Source organism: Piscinibacter gummiphilus (assembly GCF_032681285.1).
GTDB classification, from domain to species: domain Bacteria; phylum Pseudomonadota; class Gammaproteobacteria; order Burkholderiales; family Burkholderiaceae_C; genus Rhizobacter; species Rhizobacter gummiphilus_A.
Window position 1 is genome coordinate 5,111,748 of record NZ_CP136336.1, and the last position, 15,180, is coordinate 5,126,927.

Consider the following 15,180-nt stretch of genomic DNA (forward strand, 5'->3'; position numbering starts at 1 on the left):
TGGCAAATAGCCAATTCACATCACCGCTCCTTCGGCACCATGCCGTTCACGCTGACGATGCGGCATTGCCCGGTGTAGGCCTCGCGGCGCGAGTCGCAGTCCGACAGCGCCGCCGACATGGCCTCGCGGGCGGAGGTCTTGCCGCTCGCCCAGCCGTAGGCTCCGGCACTCGACACCGCGAAGGCCTTCTCGTTCGAGGCCGGCATGTACTCGTCGCGGTACACCTGGGCGGCCGAGCCGTCCGGCATGCGCGGCATGGCCTGCTCCTGCATCCGCTCAGCCTGGCGCTGCTCGGACTGCTCGGCCTGCTCGGCCTGCTCGGCCTTCTGCTGCGCGCGTTTCACATAGTTGTTGTAGGCCGGCAGCGCCACGGCAGCCATCACGGCGAGGCCGACGGTGCTCAGCACGCAGATCGCGATGGCCAGCACCATGTTGCCGCGCCTCGGCTTCGGGCCGTAGTCGTTTTCTTCGGCGGTGCCCGGCCACAGCGAGATGACCAGGTTGCCGATGACGCCGACATAAGGGATGAGCGTGAGCAGCATCCACCACCCGCTGCGGTTGAAGTCGTGCAGGCGCAGGGCGGTGACACGGATGCCCCACACCAGCCACGCGAGGCCCAGCAGCCCGAGCGGCAGCAGGATCAGCTTGCCGAGCACCGGCGTGAGCACTGCCGCGATCACGCCCACGCCGAACACGACGAGCATCGAGGCGCCCCAGGTGTTGATGTAGCTGGCGCGGCCGTAGCGGCCCTCGAAGCTCAGGCTGGCAAACGGCGGTGGCTCGACGACGTCGCTGCTGCGCTCGCCGTCGACCTCGGCGTTCGGCGGCGCGAAACGGCCACCGTTCGCCGCCATCGCACGCGCCGCCTGCCGCTCGGCTCGCGCACGTTCGGCATCCTCACGCTTGCTTTCGAGGGCACGCGGGATGTCGGTGTTGCACTGCGTGCACAGCACAAATTTCTTCTGCTGGCGGTGGCCGCAGTTGGGGCACTGCACCTCGTCGGCCAGCTCCTGCAGCGACAGCGTGCCGACCGCGGGTTCGGCGGGTTGGGGCGGGGTCGCGGGCATCGGCGCCGGCATGGCGGGCGTGGCCTTGGGTTCGGCCGGCCCGTCGAGGGGCTCCACCAGCACCCGCATGCCCAGCTTGCGCAGGCGGTCGACATAGCGCTCGCCATCGTCGCGGCCGATCTGGTGCTTGAGCACCGTGCGCTTGCCGGAGAACACGGCCGCCAGGCGGTCGCCCTCCAGCTTGAACATCTGGCCGAACAGCCGCTTCACTTCGTCGGCGGTGTGGCCCTCCAACAGCTCCCCCGCGAACACCAGACGCACCTGCGCTTGGCCATCCATCCCTGCTCTCCCCGGGTCATTGCCCTGTCGTGATGGGCGGCAGCATACGCAAACGCCGCGCCTTCGCCTTCGGGCAAAACGTGAAGTAATGCCAGGGCTCAGTCGAGTGGCCAGGGCCGTTGCGGCGGGCGCAACTGCTCCCAGGCGTGCGCGAGCTGCAGCACCCCGAGATCGTCATGGCGATGGCCCACGATCTGCAGGCCGATGGGCAGCCCGCCCGCGGTGTAGCCGCAGTTGATGCTCGCGGCCGGCTGCTCGCTCATGTTGTAGGGCAGTGTGAAGGCGATGTGCTCGAAAGGCTGCGTCGGGTCGTTGGTGGGGCACGGCAGCTCGGCGGCGAAGGCGGCGATCGGCGCCGTCGGCGTGAGCACGAAGTCGAAGGGCTGGCAGGCGGCCACCGCCGCATCGCGCATCGCGCCCATCTGGCTGAAGCCGGTGAAGACCTGCTCGCCGGTGAGGCCTGCCCCACCGCGCGCCCACTCGCGGATGAAGGGCAGCACCTTCGCCTGCCGCTCCTCCGGCAGGGCCGAGATGTCCATCCAGGAGCGGCAGCGCCAGAAGCGGTCCATGCCGTCGATCATGCTGCGCGTCATGAAGGGCGCGAGCGGCTCGACGACCGCACCGGCCGCGGCAAACGCATCCGCTGCCACCTCGACCGCGGCGCGCACCTCGGGCTCGACCGGCAGGCCCCAGCCGGCGTCGAGCATGAGGCCGATCTTCAGGCCCTTGATCGGCCGCGTGAGCTCGGTCCAGGAGATCGGCTGGTAGGGCAGGCTCATCGTGTCGCGCGCATCGGGCAGCGAGAGCACGCGCATCATCAGCGCGGCGTCCTGCACGCTGCGCGTCATCGGCCCGGCCACGCGGCCGTAGTACGGCGGGTGGATCGGGATGCGGCCGAGGCTGGGCTTCAAGGTGAAGATGCCGCACCAGGCGGCAGGCAGGCGCACCGAGCCGCCGATGTCGGTGCCCAGGTGCAGCGGGCCGTAGCCGCCGGCGGCCGCGGCTGCGGCGCCGGCGCTGCTGCCGCCGGGGTTCTTCGTCAGGTCCCACGGGTTGCGCGTGAGCGCATGGAAGCTCGACAGCCCCGACGACAACATGCCGTAGTCGGGCATCGTGGTCTTGCCGAGCAGCACGGCACCGGCTTCGCGCAGGCGTGCAGCGGGCGGGGCATCGCGCTCGGCCGGGGCGTGCAGCGTGGCGGCGGTGCCCAGCGGCACGGGCGTGCCGCGGGTGGCAATGTTTTCCTTGATCGTGACCGGCACGCCGTCGAGTGCGCCCTGCGGCTCGGCTCTCCGGCCTTTCATCCAGCGTGCTTCGCTGGCCTTGGCGGCGGCCAGCGCCGCCTCGTGGTCGAGCGCGTAGGTGGCATGCAGCTTCGGCTCGCAGCGGTCGATCTGCCCGAGCACGGCCCGGGTGACCTCGACCGGCGACAGCGCGCGGCTCTCGTAGGCGGCGAGCAGCTCCAGCGCGCTCAGGGTGTGCAACGACGTCGTCATGGGGCCCTCCTGGGGTAGGGCCGGATGATGACCGAATCAGCCTTTGCTCGCCACCGGCGCAGCCAGCCCGGCGAGGTAGGCATCGAGCACCTGCTGGCCGGTCTTCACGAGGTCGAAGGCCTCGGGGTCGAGCAGCCAGTTCTGGATCAGCCCGTCGATCATGGCGTGCAGCCCGAGGGCCGCCGCGCGCGCCGGGATGCGCTTGGGCAAGAGGCCACGGCGCATGGCCAGCGTGACGCCACGCTGCGCGTGCAGCAGGCACTCGTCACGGATGCGCAGGTGGCGGTCGCGCACGGCCAGCAGTTCGTCCACGTATTCGACCTTGTGGATGGCGATGCCGAACACGCGGCGCACCTGGGGGTCGTTGGCGGTGAGGCGCAGCGCCTGCAGGAAGCTGCTGCGCATGTAGGCGATCGGGTCGTCGAGGCTCTCGTCGTCGCTGCGGTGGGCGGTCTCTTCCAGCGGCAGGGTGACGCGCTCCATCATCGCGTTGAAGAGGTCGGCCTTGTCCTTGAAGTGCCAGTAGATGGCGCCGCGCGTGAGCCCCGCGGCCAGCGCGATCTCGTTCAACGAGGTGCGCGAAACCCCCCGCTCGTGAAAGACCACCTCAGCCGTGTCAAGGATGAGTTTGCGGGTAGCCTGCGCCTCTTCTTTGGTGCGACGGACCATGGATGTGTGTCAGTGGGATGTCAACTTACATTCACTCGTGTATGTATACTAATCCGGCATTCGGTTCCGTCGATCTGCGTCTTTCTTGACGTCGTGTCGTCCGGTCGCGCGGGCCGAGATTCTGCCTCCCACACCTCTGGCGCCGGGGACCGGCGCGACCCCGAAGGAAATTGCATGTCTGCGTTGAAAGACGTTTCGGCCCGCTTTGCTCTCAATTCCCTGGCGCTGATCGCCGCCGCCACGCTGCTGGCCGCCTGCGGACAGAAGACCGACGGCCAGAAGGGCGGCGGTGCCCCGGGTGGCGGCATGCCGCCGGCCCAGGTGGGCGTGGTGACGGTGACGCCCACGACCGTGAGCCTGACGACGGAGCTGCCCGGCCGGCTCGAAGCCTCGCGCGTGGCCCAGGTGCGGGCGCGCGCCGCGGGCATCCTGCGGGAGCGGGTGTTCAAGGAAGGCAGCGACGTGAAAGCCGGTCAGCTGCTCTTCCGCATCGACAACGCGCCCTACCAGGCCGCGTTGGCCAGCGCCCAGGCCACGCTCGCCCGCGCGCAGGCCAACGTGGCGCAGACCACCGCCCAGGCCGAGCGCTACAAGCCGCTGATGGAGGCCAACGCGATCAGCAAGCAGGACTACATCAACGCGGTCTCGGCCCAGAAGTCGGCCGAAGCCGATCTCGCCGCCAGCCGCGCCGCGGTGCAGACGGCGCAGATCAACCTCGGCTACTCGAGCGTCACCTCGCCCATCGCCGGTCGCATCGGCCGTGCGCTCGTGACCGAAGGCGCGCTCGTCGGCCAGGGCGAGGCCACGCCGCTGGCCGTGGTGCAGCAGATCAACCCGATGTACGTGAACTTCACCCAGTCGACCACCGAAGTGCTCAAGCTGCGCCGGGCGCTCGCCGCCGGCAAGCTGCAGAAGGCCGGCGCCGATGCGGCCAAGGTGCAGGTGGTGCTGGAAGACGGCAGCGTCTACCCACAGACCGGCAAGCTGCTCTTCAGCGACCTGACCGTCGACCCCACCTCCGGCCAGATCACGCTGCGCGCCGAGGTGCCCAACCCCAACAGCCTGCTCCTGCCCGGCATGTACGTGCGCGTGCGCCTCGCGCAGGCCTCGCAGCCGGAAGGCATCCTGCTGCCGCAGCAGGCGGTGACGCGCAGCGAGGCCGGCGACACGGTGCTCGTGGTCGGCGCCGACAACAAGCCGGTCAAGCGCAACGTCAAGGTCGCCTCGGCGCAGGGCCAGAGCTGGCTCGTCACCGACGGCCTGCAGCCCGGCGAGAAGGTGATCGTCGACGGCTTCCAGAAGATGATGGTGCCCGGCGCGCCGGTGAACCCGGTGCCGTGGCAGCCCGCCGCAGCCTCCGCGCCGGCGTCGGGCGCTGCCGCAGCCTCGGCCCCCGCCTCGGCCGCCAGCCGCTGAGGAGCCGCACGCATGTCACGCTTCTTCATCGACCGCCCCATCTTCGCGTGGGTGATCGCGCTCTTCATCCTGGTGGCCGGCGGCGTGGCGATCACGCAGCTGCCGATCGCGCAGTACCCGCCGGTGGCGCCGCCCTCCATCGTGGTCTCGGCCACCTACCCCGGCGCCTCGGCGCAGACGCTCGAAGACGCCGTGCTCTCGGTCATCGAACGCGAGATGAACGGCTCGCCCGGCCTCATGTACATGGAGTCGGTGGCGCAGGCCAACGGCACCGGCAGCATCACCATCAGCTTCGAGCCGGGCACCAACGCCGACCTGGCGCAGGTGGACGTGCAGAACCGCCTGAGCCGCGCCGCGCCGCGCCTGCCGCAGGCGGTCACGCAGCAGGGCGTTCGTGTCGACAAGGCGCGTTCGAACTTCCTGCTCTTCACCATCCTCTCGTCGGACAACCCGGCCTTCGACCCGGTGGCGCTCGGCGACTACGCCTCGCGCAACATCCTGCCGGAACTGCAGCGCGTGCCGGGCGTGGGCCAGGCCCAGCTCTTCGGCACCGAGCGCGCGATGCGCATCTGGATCGACCCGAACAAGCTGCAGGGCTACAACCTGTCGTCTGGGGACGTGATCGCCGCCATCCGCGCGCAGAACGCGCAGGTCTCGTCGGGCACCATCGGCGACCTCCCCAACATCGCCGGCCAGGGCATCTCGGCCACGGTGGTGGTGAAGGGCCAGCTCAGCACAGTCGAGGAGTTCGGCAACATCGTGCTGCGCGCGCTGACCGACGGCTCCACCGTGCGCCTGCGCGACGTGGCCCGCCTCGAACTCGGCGCCCAGGCCTACGCCACCTCGGCACGCCTGAACGGCAACCCGTCGACCGGCATCGGCGTGCAGCTCGCGCCGAGCGGCAACGCACTCGCCACCGCCGCGGCCATCCACAAGCGCATGGACGAGCTCTCCAAGCTCTTCCCGCAGGGCGTGAAGTACGCCATCCCCTACGACAGCTCGCGCTTCATCAAGATCTCGATCACGCAGGTGGCCGAGACGCTGATCGAGGCGGTGGCGCTGGTGTTCCTCGTCATGTTCCTCTTCCTGCAGAACTGGCGCTACACCATCATCCCGACCATCGTGGTGCCGATCGCCTTGCTCGGCACCTTCGCCGTGCTGCTCTCGCTCGGCTTCTCGATCAACGTGCTGACCATGTTCGGCATGGTCCTCGTGATCGGCATCGTGGTCGACGACGCCATCGTGGTGGTGGAGAACGTCGAACGCATCATGAGCGAAGAAGGCCTGCCGCCGTTGCAGGCCACGCGCAAGGCGATGGGCCAGATCAGCGGTGCCATCGTCGGCGTGACGGTGGCGCTGATCTCGGTGTTCGTGCCGCTCGCCTTCTTCTCGGGCTCGGTGGGCAACATCTACCGGCAGTTCTCGGCGGTGATGGTCGCCTCGATCGCGTTCTCGGCCTTCATGGCGCTGTCGCTCACGCCGGCCTTGTGCGCCACGCTGCTGAAGCCGGTGGAAGCCGGCCACCACCATGAGAAGACGGGCTTCTTCGGCTGGTTCAACCGCGGCTTCACGCGCACGGCCAAGGGCTACGAAGGCTGGGTCGCGCGCATCCTGAAACGCGCCGGCCGCTTCCTCATCATCTACCTGGCGATCGGCCTCGCGGTGGCACTGCTCTACAAGCGCCTGCCGACCTCCTTCCTGCCACAGGAAGACCAGGGCAACATGATCGTCAACGTGCAGCTGCCGCCGGGTGCGACCCAGGAGCGCACGCTGGAGGTGATGAAGCAGGTCGAGGCGTACATCCTCAAGCAGCCCGAAGTTCAGAGCATGGTGGGCGTGCTGGGCTTCAGCTTCTCGGGCCAGGGCCAGAACGCGGCACTCGCCTTCGTGACGCTGAAAGACTGGACGGAGCGCAAGGAGCCGCAGCAAAAGGCCGACGCGATCGCCGGCCGCGCCTTCGGGGCGCTGATGGGCATCCGCGATGCGTTCATCTACCCGCTGAGCCCGCCGCCCATTCCCGAACTCGGCCAGTCGTCGGGCTTCAGCTTCCGCCTGCAGGACCGCGGCGGCCAGGGCCACCAGGCGCTGGTGAATGCACGCAACCAGCTGCTGGGCATGGCCTCGCAGAGCAAGGTGATCACGCAGGTGCGCCCCGACGGCCTGGAAGACGCGCCGCAGGTCGAGCTCGCCATCGACCGCGACCGCGCCAATGCGCTCGGCGTGAGCTTCGACAGCATCAACACCGCGATCTCCACCGCGCTCGGCTCTGCCTACGTCAACGACTTCCCGAACGCCGGCCGCCTGCAGCGCGTGGTGGTGCAGGCCGATGCGCCGGCCCGCATGCAGCCCGACGACCTGCTCAAGCTGAACGCGATGAACAACCAGGGCAAGCCGGTGCCGCTCTCGGCCTTCGCCACCACGAAGTGGGTGACCGGCGCGATGCAGACCGTGCGCTACAACGGCTACCCCGCGATGCGCATCAACGGCTCGGCCGCGCCCGGCTACAGCACGGGTGCGGCGATGGCCGAGATGGAAGCGCTGGCCGCCAAGCTGCCACCGGGCTTCGCCTACGAGTGGACGGGTCAGTCGCGCGAGGAAAAGCTCGCCGGCTCGCAGGCGCTCATCCTCTACGGCTTCGCGATCCTCGCGGTGTTCCTCTGCCTCGCGGCGCTGTACGAGAGCTGGTCGATCCCGCTGGCGGTGATGCTGGTGGTGCCGCTCGGGGTGCTGGGCGTGCTGCTGGGCGTGACCTTGCGCGGCTACACCAACGACGTGTATTTCCAGGTGGGCCTCATCACCATCATCGGCCTCTCGGCGAAGAACGCGATCCTGATCATCGAGTTCGCGAAAGACCTGCAGGCGCAAGGCAAGACGGCGATGGAAGCGGCGCTGATGGCGGCGCACATCCGCTTCCGTCCGATCCTGATGACCTCGATGGCCTTCATCCTCGGCACGCTGCCGCTGATGCTCGCCTCGGGCGCCGGCTCGTCGAGCCAGCGCGTGCTCGGCACGGGCGTGATCGGCGGGATGATCAGCTCGGTGCTGCTCGCCATCTTCTTCGTGCCGGTGTTCTTCGTGGTGGTGCGCCGCTTTTTCAAGGGCAGCGAGCGGCAACGCAAGTTCTACGCGCATGAGCAAGACGCAGATGACCAAGGAGGCCACCAGCATGTTTGACATCCGACTGACCAGCCTGGCCGCAGCGCTGATGCTGGCCGGCTGCACCAGCATGGCGCCGAAATACGAGCGGCCGGTCGCCCCTGTCGCCCCAGCCTTCACCGACAGCAGCACGACGACGGGCACCCAGGCCGCAGCCGACATCGCGTGGCAGAGCTTCTTCGTCGACGAGCGGCTGAAGCGGCTGATCGAGATCGCGCTCCAGAACAACCGCGACCTTCGCGTGGCGGTGCTCAACATCGAAGCGGCCCGCGCCAACTACGGTGTGCGCCGAGCCGACCTCTACCCCAGCCTCGGCGTCGGCCTGAGCGGCCAGCGTGGCCCGTCGCAGGTGGTGCCGGGCCGGCTGCAGACGGTGTTCCAGGCGGGCATCCAGCTCTCGGCCTGGGAGATCGACCTCTTCGGCCGCATCCAGAGCCTGGGCAATGCCGCCGCCGCGCAGTACCTGGCAAGCGTTGAAGGCCGCAAGGCCGCGCAGATCAGCCTGGTGGCGGCGGTGGCCAACACCTACCTGAGCCTCCTGGCCGACGAAGAGCTGCTCGCCATCACCCGCGACACGCTGGGCACGCGCGAAGACTCGTTCAAGCTGAACAAGCTCAAGTTCGACAACGGCGCCGCCTCCGAGCTCGACCTGCGGCAGGCCGAGTCGCTGCTGGAAGCCGGCAAGGTGACGCTCGCCGCCGTCACGCGCCAGCGGGCGCTCGACGAGAACGCGCTGGTGCTCCTGATCGGCCAGCCGCTGCCCACCGACCTGCCGCCGCCGCTCGCCATCGGCGAACAGCGCCTCGCGGCCGACCTGCCGGCGGGCCTGCCGTCGGAGGTGCTGACGCGCCGGCCCGACGTGCGCCAGGCCGAGCAGCAGCTCATCGCCGCAAACGCCAACATCGGCGCCGCACGCGCCGCCTTCTTCCCGCGCATCAGCCTGACCGGCAACGCCGGCAGCGCGAGCAGCGAACTCGATGGCCTCTTCAAGAGCGGCACCAAGGCTTGGAGCATCTCGGGCAACCTGGTGCAGCCGATCTTCGACGCCGGCCGCAACAGCGCCAACCTCGACCTCGCCAAGACCAACCGCGAGATCGCGGTGGCGCAGTACGAGAAGTCGATCCAGAACGCCTTCCGCGAAGTGCAGGACGCGCTGGCCGGCCGCGCCACGCTCGGCGAGCAAGCCCGCGCGCAACTGGCGCAGGCCAACGCCGAGCAGACCCGCTTCAGGCTCGCCGACCTGCGCTACCGCAACGGCGCCGCGAGCTTCCTCGACGTGCTCGACGCGCAACGCGCGCTCTTCTCGGCGCAGCAGGCGGTGGTGCAGGTGCAGGCGGCGATGGTGCAGAACCAGGTCAACCTCTACAAGGTGCTGGGCGGCGGCTGGACGGAGCCCACCGCCACCAAGTGAGGCGGGCGGCGAAGCGACAATCGCCGCATGCCCACGACGCACCGCAAGTCGTCTCCGCGCATCGGCTCGCCGGTGCGCGGCTCCAAGACCGGCCGCCCGATCATGGTGGCGCTCGACCTCTTGGGCCGCCGTGCCGCGCTGCGCATCTTCTGGGAGCTGCGCCACGGCGAGCAGATGACGTTTCGCGCCCTGCAGGAGGCCTGCGAGACCAACCCCAGCCTGCTCAACACGCGCATCAAGGAGCTGCGTGAAGTGGGCCTGCTGGAACACGAGGAAGGCGGCTACCGACTGACCGCCGAAGGCCGCCGGCTGATGGCGTCGCTGGGCCCGCTGTGCGACTGGGCCGAGGGCTGGCGCGGTGCTTGAGCCAGTAGGCGCCGGCCTACGCCAACTGTCGGCCCGCACCGATCGGCGGCGCGGCAGGTGCTGCCTACAGTGGCCGCCAAGTTCCGCAGCCAAGGAGCATGTCCATGTCTTTCGCTCTCTACATGATCGGTTTTGCCCTGCTGATCGGCGGGGTCGCCTGGGCGCTGGTGTTGGCCGGGGTCGCGCCCACCTATGTGGCGGTCGCCTGCGTGATCCTGGCCGGCATCGGCGTGATCACCGGCGTGTCGCGCACCCGCACCAAGGACATCTCGCAATGAGGTGCAACAGGCGCTGAAACGCTCCTGCAACGAATGAATCACGCCGGCCGGGGCTGCGACATCCGGCCGATACAGCCGCGTTCCATCCTCACGTTCCCCGAGACGGCTCCGCCACACGCAGTGCCGCCCCCGATGAACCGGATGGACACGCCATGAGCTTCGACACCCCTTCTCCTGATTCCCAGGACGCCCTGACCCCGCCCACCCGCCTGTCGGCCCGCACCCAGGGTGCCGGCGACCTGGTGGTGTGCCTGCATTCCACCGCCGGGACCCATGCGCAGTGGCAGGGCCTGGCCAACACCCTCTCGCGCCACTGGCAGGTGCTGCTGCCCGACCTGCACGGCCATGGCAAGAGCCCGACGTTTCCGAGCGCGACGATGAACGCGCTGCAAGCCGATGCGCAGGCGGTCACGGCGCTGATGGAGTCGGCCCAGCCACAGCTCGACACACGCGGCGTGCACCTGGTGGGCCATTCCTACGGCGCCGCGCTGGCCTTGCAGATCGCCTTGCGCCACCCGGAGCGGGTGCGTTCGCTGAGCCTGTACGAGCCGGTGGCCTTCAGCGTGCTGCGCGAGATGGCCCCGCGCGACCCGGCGCTGATGGAGATCACCGACGTCGCCCACACCGCCCGCGGCCTGGTGCAGCGCGGCGAGATCGACCAGGCCGCCGCCTACTTCATCGGCTACTGGGGCGGAGACGCCACCTGGAACCAGATGGCCGCGAGCCAGCGCGATGCGGTCGCGCACCGCATGCCCGCGGTGCCACGCCACTTCGACGCCTGCTTCACCGCCCGCTGGCACAAGAGCCTGCTCGCGCGCCTGACCATGCCCATCCTGCTGATGCACGGCTCGCAGACGCGCACGCCCGCGCGCCGCGTGACGGAGCTGCTGGCGCACACGCTCCCCAACGTGCTGCGCGCCGAGGTACCCGGCGCGGGCCACCTGGGGCCGATCTCGCACGAAGCCACCGTCAACGCGTGGATCACCGGCCGCATCGACCCGCGCCTGTCGAACGGGCTCGACCGCATCGTGATGGCGGCCTGAGCGTGGCGGCCTGAGCGCAAGTCCCGCTTGGCGGGACTGCACGAAGTGCGTAGGGTGCGCCCCCATGACCTACGCCGCCCCCTACGCCGCCATCACCACCCCCGACGGCCAGCGCCTGCACCTGCAGGCCTGGCCCGCCCCCGACCCCGCCGCCGCCCGCGGCACCGTGCTCATCGTGCACGGCCTGGGCGAGCACATCGGGCGCTATGCCCATGTCGCGAAACACCTCAACGCCAGCGGCTGGCACGTGGTCGGCTACGACCACCGTGGCCACGGCCGCAGCGACGGCCCCAAGGGCAAGATCAACACCGCCGACGACCTGCTGCGCGACCTGTCGCTCGTGATCGACCACGTGCGCGCCCAGCAGCCCGGCCTGCTGGTGCTGCTCGGCCACAGCATGGGTGGCCTGGTCGCCGCGCGCTTCGTGGGCCAGGGTGTCGCCCGGCCCGGCGAGGCCACGGCCGAATGGCACCGGCCGATCGACGCGCTGGTGCTCTCGTCGCCCGCGCTCGCCGCCGACACCAACGCCGTGCAGAAACTGCTGCTCGCAACGCTCGGCACGCTGGCCCCCGACCTGGCGGTGAACAACGGCCTGAAGCCGGAATGGATCTCGCGCGACCCCAAGGTCGTGGCGGCCTACACCGCCGACCCGCTGGTGCACGACCGCATCACGCCCCGGCTCGCGCGCTTCATCCTCGGCAACGGCGAGTGGGTGCGCCTGCACGCCGCGCGCTGGAAGGTGCCCACGCTCTTGATGTACGCCGGCAGCGACCGGTGCGTCGCGCCGTCCGGCAGCCGCGATTTCGCCGCCACGGTCCCGAAGCCTGTGCTCACCGCCAAGGAGTTCGGCCCGCTCTATCACGAGATCTTCAACGAGCCCGAGCAGGGCGAGGTGTTGGCCACCCTGTCATCTTGGTTGCAGTCGCTCAAGGGGCCCGCCGCCTAAAATCGCACTCCCGTCCTTTTTCATGCGAGCGAGCACACCATGATCCAGAAAGACAAGCTGTACATCGGCGGCCAGTGGGTGGCCAGCCTGGGCCAAGAGGCACCTGGCGCGGTGATCTCGCCCGCCACCGGCGACGCGATCGCGAGCGTCGTGCGCGGCAATGCCGCCGACGTGGACCGCGCGGTGGCCGCCGCCCGTGGCGCCTTCGACGCCTGGGCCGCCCTCACCCCCGCCGAGCGTGGCGCCTACCTGCTCAAGATCCACGAAGGCCTGAAGGCGCGTGCCGGCGAGATCGCCAAGACCATCAGCTCCGAGATGGGCATGCCGCTCAAGCAGTCGCTGCCGATTCAGGCCGGCTCGCCCATCGCCGTCTTCAAGTACTACGCCAAGCTCGTCGAGAGCTTCCACTGGGAAGAGCAAGCCGGCCACTCGACCATCGTGCGCGAGCCGGTGGGCGTGGTCGCGGCCATCACGCCGTGGAACTACCCGCTGCACCAGATCGGCGCCAAGGTCGCGGCCGCACTCGCCGCCGGCTGCACCGTGGTGCTGAAGCCGGCCGACGTGACGCCGCTCAATGCCTTCATCCTGGCCGAGGTCATCCATGAGGCCGGCGTGCCGGCGGGCGTGTTCAACCTCGTCACCGGCCGCGGCACGATCGTCGGCGAGGCGATGGTCAAGCACCCGGAGGTCGACATGGTGTCGTTCACCGGCTCCACTGGCGCCGGCCGCCGCATCTCGGCGCAGGCGTCGGAGACCATCAAGCGCGTGGCGCTCGAGCTCGGCGGCAAGTCGGCCTCGGTCATCCTGGAAGACGCCGACCTCGTGACCGCCGTCAAGGGCTCGGTGCAGGCCTGCTTCCTCAACGCCGGCCAGACCTGCACCGCGCACACCCGCATGGTGGTGCCCGAGAGCAGGTACGCCGAAGTGGCGAAGATCGCGGTGGCCGTGACCGCCGCCTACAAGGTGGGCGACCCCTTCGACGAGACCACGGTCATGGGCCCCGTCGCCTCGAAGTCGCAGCAGGACACGGTGCAGGAATACATCCAGATCGGCCTCGACGAAGGCGCCGAGCTGCTGACCGGCGGGCTGGGTGCCCCTGAAGGCCTGGAGAACAAGGGCTTCTACGTGAAGCCCACCGTCTTTGGCCGCGTGAAGCCCGACTCGCGCCTGGCGCAGGAAGAAGTCTTCGGCCCGGTGCTGTCGATCCTCACCTATCAGGACGAAGCCGAGGCCATCGCCATCGCCAACAACAGCATCTACGGCCTCTCGGGCGGCGTGTGGGCCTCGACGGACGAGCGCGCCAAGGAAGTGGCGAAGAAGATCCGCACCGGCATGGTCGACATCAACGGTGGTGGCTTCAACATGCAGGCGCCGTTCGGTGGCTACAAGCAGTCGGGCAATGGCCGTGAGTTCGGCAAGTGGGGCCTGGAAGACTTCCTGGAAGTGAAGTCGCTGCAGTTCAAACGCGCCTGAGCCTTACTGCACTCGACGAAGAGGGCTTGCCGCGAGGCAAGCCCTTTTTGCTTGTCTACACTGCATCGAGCACCCCAAGGAGCACGCCATGAACGCCCGTGACCCGCTGCAACCAATCCAGCCCGACGAAGCGACCGCCCTCGCCGACTACGCCGACCGCGCCTGGGACGAACGCATCGTCCCCGCCCTCACCGACTACATCGCCATCCCGTCGAAGAGCCCGATGTTCGATGCCGACTGGCAGAAGAACGGCTTCATCGACCAGGTGGTGCGCGACGCGGCCAGCTGGGTCGAAGGCCGCAAAGTGGCCGGGCTGAAGCTGGAAGTGGTGCGCCTGCCGGGCCGCACGCCGGTGATCTTCTTCGAAGTGCCGGCGACGAAATCCGACAGCACCGACACCGTGCTCATGTACGGTCACCTCGACAAGCAGCCCGAGTTCACCGGCTGGCGCACCGACCTCGGCCCCTGGACGCCCAAGTACGAAGACGGCCTGCTCTACGGCCGCGGCGGCGCCGACGACGGCTACGCGGTGTACGCCGCCATCACCGCCATCGAGGCGCTCGATGCGCAGGGCATTCCGCGCCCACGCTGCGTGGGCCTCGTCGAGGCCTGCGAGGAAAGCGGCTCCTTCGACCTGCCTGCGTACATCGACGCGCTCAAGCCGCGCCTCGGCGACGTGGCGCTGGTGGTCTGCCTCGACAGTGGCGCCGGCAACTACGACCAGCTGTGGCTCACCACCAGCCTGCGCGGCATGGTGAGCGGCACCTTGCGCGTCGAGATCCTGACCGAGGGCGTGCACTCGGGCGATTCGAGCGGGCTCGTGCCGTCGAGCTTCCGCATCCTGCGCCAGGTGCTCGACCGACTGGAAGACTCGAAGACCGGGCGGCTGCTGCCCGAGAGCTTTCACTGCACCATCCCGACCGACCGCATCGAGCAGGCCAAGGCCACCGCGAAGATACTCGGCGACGAAGTCTGGAAGCGTTTCCCCTGGGCTTGCGGCGCCGATGGCAGCCCCGCCTTGCCCACCACCACCGACCCGCTCGAAGCCCTGCTCAACCGCACCTGGCGGCCCACGCTGAGCGTGACGGGTGCCGACGGCTTTCCGGAGTGGAAGAGCTCCGGCAACGTGCTGCGCCCCTACACCGCGTTCAAGCTCAGCCTGCGCCTGCCACCCACGGTCGACGCGAACGAGGCGGCCGAGAAGCTGAAGCTGCTGCTGGAAGACAACGCGCCCTACAACGCGAAGGTCACCTTCGGCGCCGATGGTCGCGCGGGGGCCGCGGGTGCCACCGGCTGGAACGCGCCGAGCCTCGCGCCCTGGCTCGAAGACGCGTTGCAGTCGGCCTCGCAAGCCCACTACGGCGCGCCCTGCGGCTACATCGGCCAGGGCGGCACCATCCCGTTGATGAGCCTCCTGCAACAGAGCTTCCCCAAGGCGCAGATGATGGTCTGCGGCGTGCTCGGCCCGAAGAGCAACGCGCACGGCCCCAATGAGTTCCTGCACGTGCCCTACGGGAAAAAACTCACGGCCGCGGTGGCCCAGGTGATGGCGGCCTGCCCGTGAACGCTCGCATTGCCTC

12 protein-coding genes are annotated in these 15,180 nt (G+C 69.3%); 9 read left to right on the forward strand and 3 right to left on the reverse strand.

Features of this window, described 5'->3' with window-relative positions; genetic code table 11:
* Nucleotides 1–20: 20 nt before the first annotated feature.
* From RXV79_RS24320 to RXV79_RS24330, 3 genes are all read right to left on the reverse strand, one after another.
* Complete coding sequence (locus RXV79_RS24320) at nucleotides 21–1,346, reverse strand: DUF805 domain-containing protein (RefSeq protein WP_316700673.1); 1,326 nt, start codon at nucleotides 1,344–1,346, stop codon at nucleotides 21–23.
* Between the two features lie 98 nt (nucleotides 1,347–1,444).
* Entirely contained in the window at nucleotides 1,445–2,842 is a 1,398-nt protein-coding gene (locus RXV79_RS24325) for an amidase (protein WP_316700675.1), read from the reverse strand.
* A 36-nt stretch (nucleotides 2,843–2,878) separates the two neighbouring features.
* Complete coding sequence (locus tag RXV79_RS24330) at nucleotides 2,879–3,511, reverse strand: TetR family transcriptional regulator (protein ID WP_316700676.1); 633 nt, start codon at nucleotides 3,509–3,511, stop codon at nucleotides 2,879–2,881.
* 174 nt (nucleotides 3,512–3,685) lie between these two features.
* On the opposite strand from RXV79_RS24330, the gene RXV79_RS24335 reads away from it, so the two are divergent.
* The 9 genes from RXV79_RS24335 to RXV79_RS24375 all read left to right on the forward strand — a co-directional run bounded on the left by RXV79_RS24335 (nucleotide 3,686) and on the right by RXV79_RS24375 (nucleotide 15,164).
* Nucleotides 3,686–4,927, forward strand: a complete 1,242-nt coding sequence (locus RXV79_RS24335) for an efflux RND transporter periplasmic adaptor subunit (protein ID WP_316700677.1) — start codon at nucleotides 3,686–3,688, stop codon at nucleotides 4,925–4,927.
* 12 nt (nucleotides 4,928–4,939) lie between these two features.
* Nucleotides 4,940–8,101, forward strand: a complete 3,162-nt coding sequence (locus RXV79_RS24340) for an efflux RND transporter permease subunit (RefSeq protein ID WP_316700679.1) — start codon at nucleotides 4,940–4,942, stop codon at nucleotides 8,099–8,101.
* Nucleotides 8,094–9,494: an efflux transporter outer membrane subunit gene (locus RXV79_RS24345; protein ID WP_316700681.1), complete on the forward strand. Its 1,401-nt coding sequence runs from the start codon at nucleotides 8,094–8,096 to the stop codon at nucleotides 9,492–9,494. Before RXV79_RS24340 ends, RXV79_RS24345 begins: the two co-directional genes overlap by 8 nt.
* A 102-nt stretch (nucleotides 9,495–9,596) precedes the next feature.
* Nucleotides 9,597–9,860, forward strand: coding sequence for a winged helix-turn-helix transcriptional regulator (locus RXV79_RS24350; RefSeq protein WP_413816712.1), 264 nt, complete (start codon nucleotides 9,597–9,599; stop codon nucleotides 9,858–9,860).
* Between the two features lie 104 nt (nucleotides 9,861–9,964).
* On the forward strand, nucleotides 9,965–10,138 hold the full coding sequence (locus tag RXV79_RS24355) for a hypothetical protein (protein WP_316700685.1): 174 nt from the start codon (nucleotides 9,965–9,967) through the stop codon (nucleotides 10,136–10,138).
* Between the two features lie 152 nt (nucleotides 10,139–10,290).
* Entirely contained in the window at nucleotides 10,291–11,181 is an 891-nt protein-coding gene (locus tag RXV79_RS24360; protein WP_316700687.1) for an alpha/beta fold hydrolase, read from the forward strand.
* A gap of 64 nt (nucleotides 11,182–11,245) precedes the next feature.
* Nucleotides 11,246–12,127 carry an alpha/beta hydrolase gene (locus tag RXV79_RS24365; RefSeq protein WP_316700688.1) on the forward strand — a complete coding sequence of 294 codons (882 nt, stop codon included), beginning with the start codon at nucleotides 11,246–11,248 and terminating at the stop codon, nucleotides 12,125–12,127.
* 39 nt (nucleotides 12,128–12,166) lie between these two features.
* Nucleotides 12,167–13,600 (forward strand): aldehyde dehydrogenase family protein, encoded by a 1,434-nt coding sequence (locus RXV79_RS24370; protein ID WP_316700689.1) that lies wholly within the window; start codon nucleotides 12,167–12,169, stop codon nucleotides 13,598–13,600.
* An 88-nt stretch (nucleotides 13,601–13,688) separates the two neighbouring features.
* Nucleotides 13,689–15,164, forward strand: coding sequence for a M20 family metallopeptidase (locus RXV79_RS24375; RefSeq protein ID WP_316700691.1), 1,476 nt, complete (start codon nucleotides 13,689–13,691; stop codon nucleotides 15,162–15,164).
* The last annotated feature ends 16 nt before the right edge of the window (nucleotides 15,165–15,180 follow it).

Excerpts from the sequence above, each read along its gene's own strand:
- RXV79_RS24320 (WP_316700673.1), bottom strand. The coding sequence starts at position 1,346 with ATGGATGGCCAAGCGCAGGTGCGTCTGGTGTTCGCGGGGGAGCTGTTG.
- RXV79_RS24325 (WP_316700675.1), bottom strand. The coding sequence starts at position 2,842 with ATGACGACGTCGTTGCACACCCTGAGCGCGCTGGAGCTGCTCGCCGCC.
- RXV79_RS24330 (WP_316700676.1), bottom strand. The coding sequence starts at position 3,511 with ATGGTCCGTCGCACCAAAGAAGAGGCGCAGGCTACCCGCAAACTCATC.
- RXV79_RS24335 (WP_316700677.1), top strand. The coding sequence starts at position 3,686 with ATGTCTGCGTTGAAAGACGTTTCGGCCCGCTTTGCTCTCAATTCCCTG.
- RXV79_RS24340 (WP_316700679.1), top strand. The coding sequence starts at position 4,940 with ATGTCACGCTTCTTCATCGACCGCCCCATCTTCGCGTGGGTGATCGCG.
- RXV79_RS24345 (WP_316700681.1), top strand. The coding sequence starts at position 8,094 with ATGTTTGACATCCGACTGACCAGCCTGGCCGCAGCGCTGATGCTGGCC.
- RXV79_RS24350 (WP_413816712.1), top strand. The coding sequence starts at position 9,597 with ATGGTGGCGCTCGACCTCTTGGGCCGCCGTGCCGCGCTGCGCATCTTC.
- RXV79_RS24355 (WP_316700685.1), top strand. The coding sequence starts at position 9,965 with ATGTCTTTCGCTCTCTACATGATCGGTTTTGCCCTGCTGATCGGCGGG.
- RXV79_RS24360 (WP_316700687.1), top strand. The coding sequence starts at position 10,291 with ATGAGCTTCGACACCCCTTCTCCTGATTCCCAGGACGCCCTGACCCCG.
- RXV79_RS24365 (WP_316700688.1), top strand. The coding sequence starts at position 11,246 with ATGACCTACGCCGCCCCCTACGCCGCCATCACCACCCCCGACGGCCAG.
- RXV79_RS24370 (WP_316700689.1), top strand. The coding sequence starts at position 12,167 with ATGATCCAGAAAGACAAGCTGTACATCGGCGGCCAGTGGGTGGCCAGC.
- RXV79_RS24375 (WP_316700691.1), top strand. The coding sequence starts at position 13,689 with ATGAACGCCCGTGACCCGCTGCAACCAATCCAGCCCGACGAAGCGACC.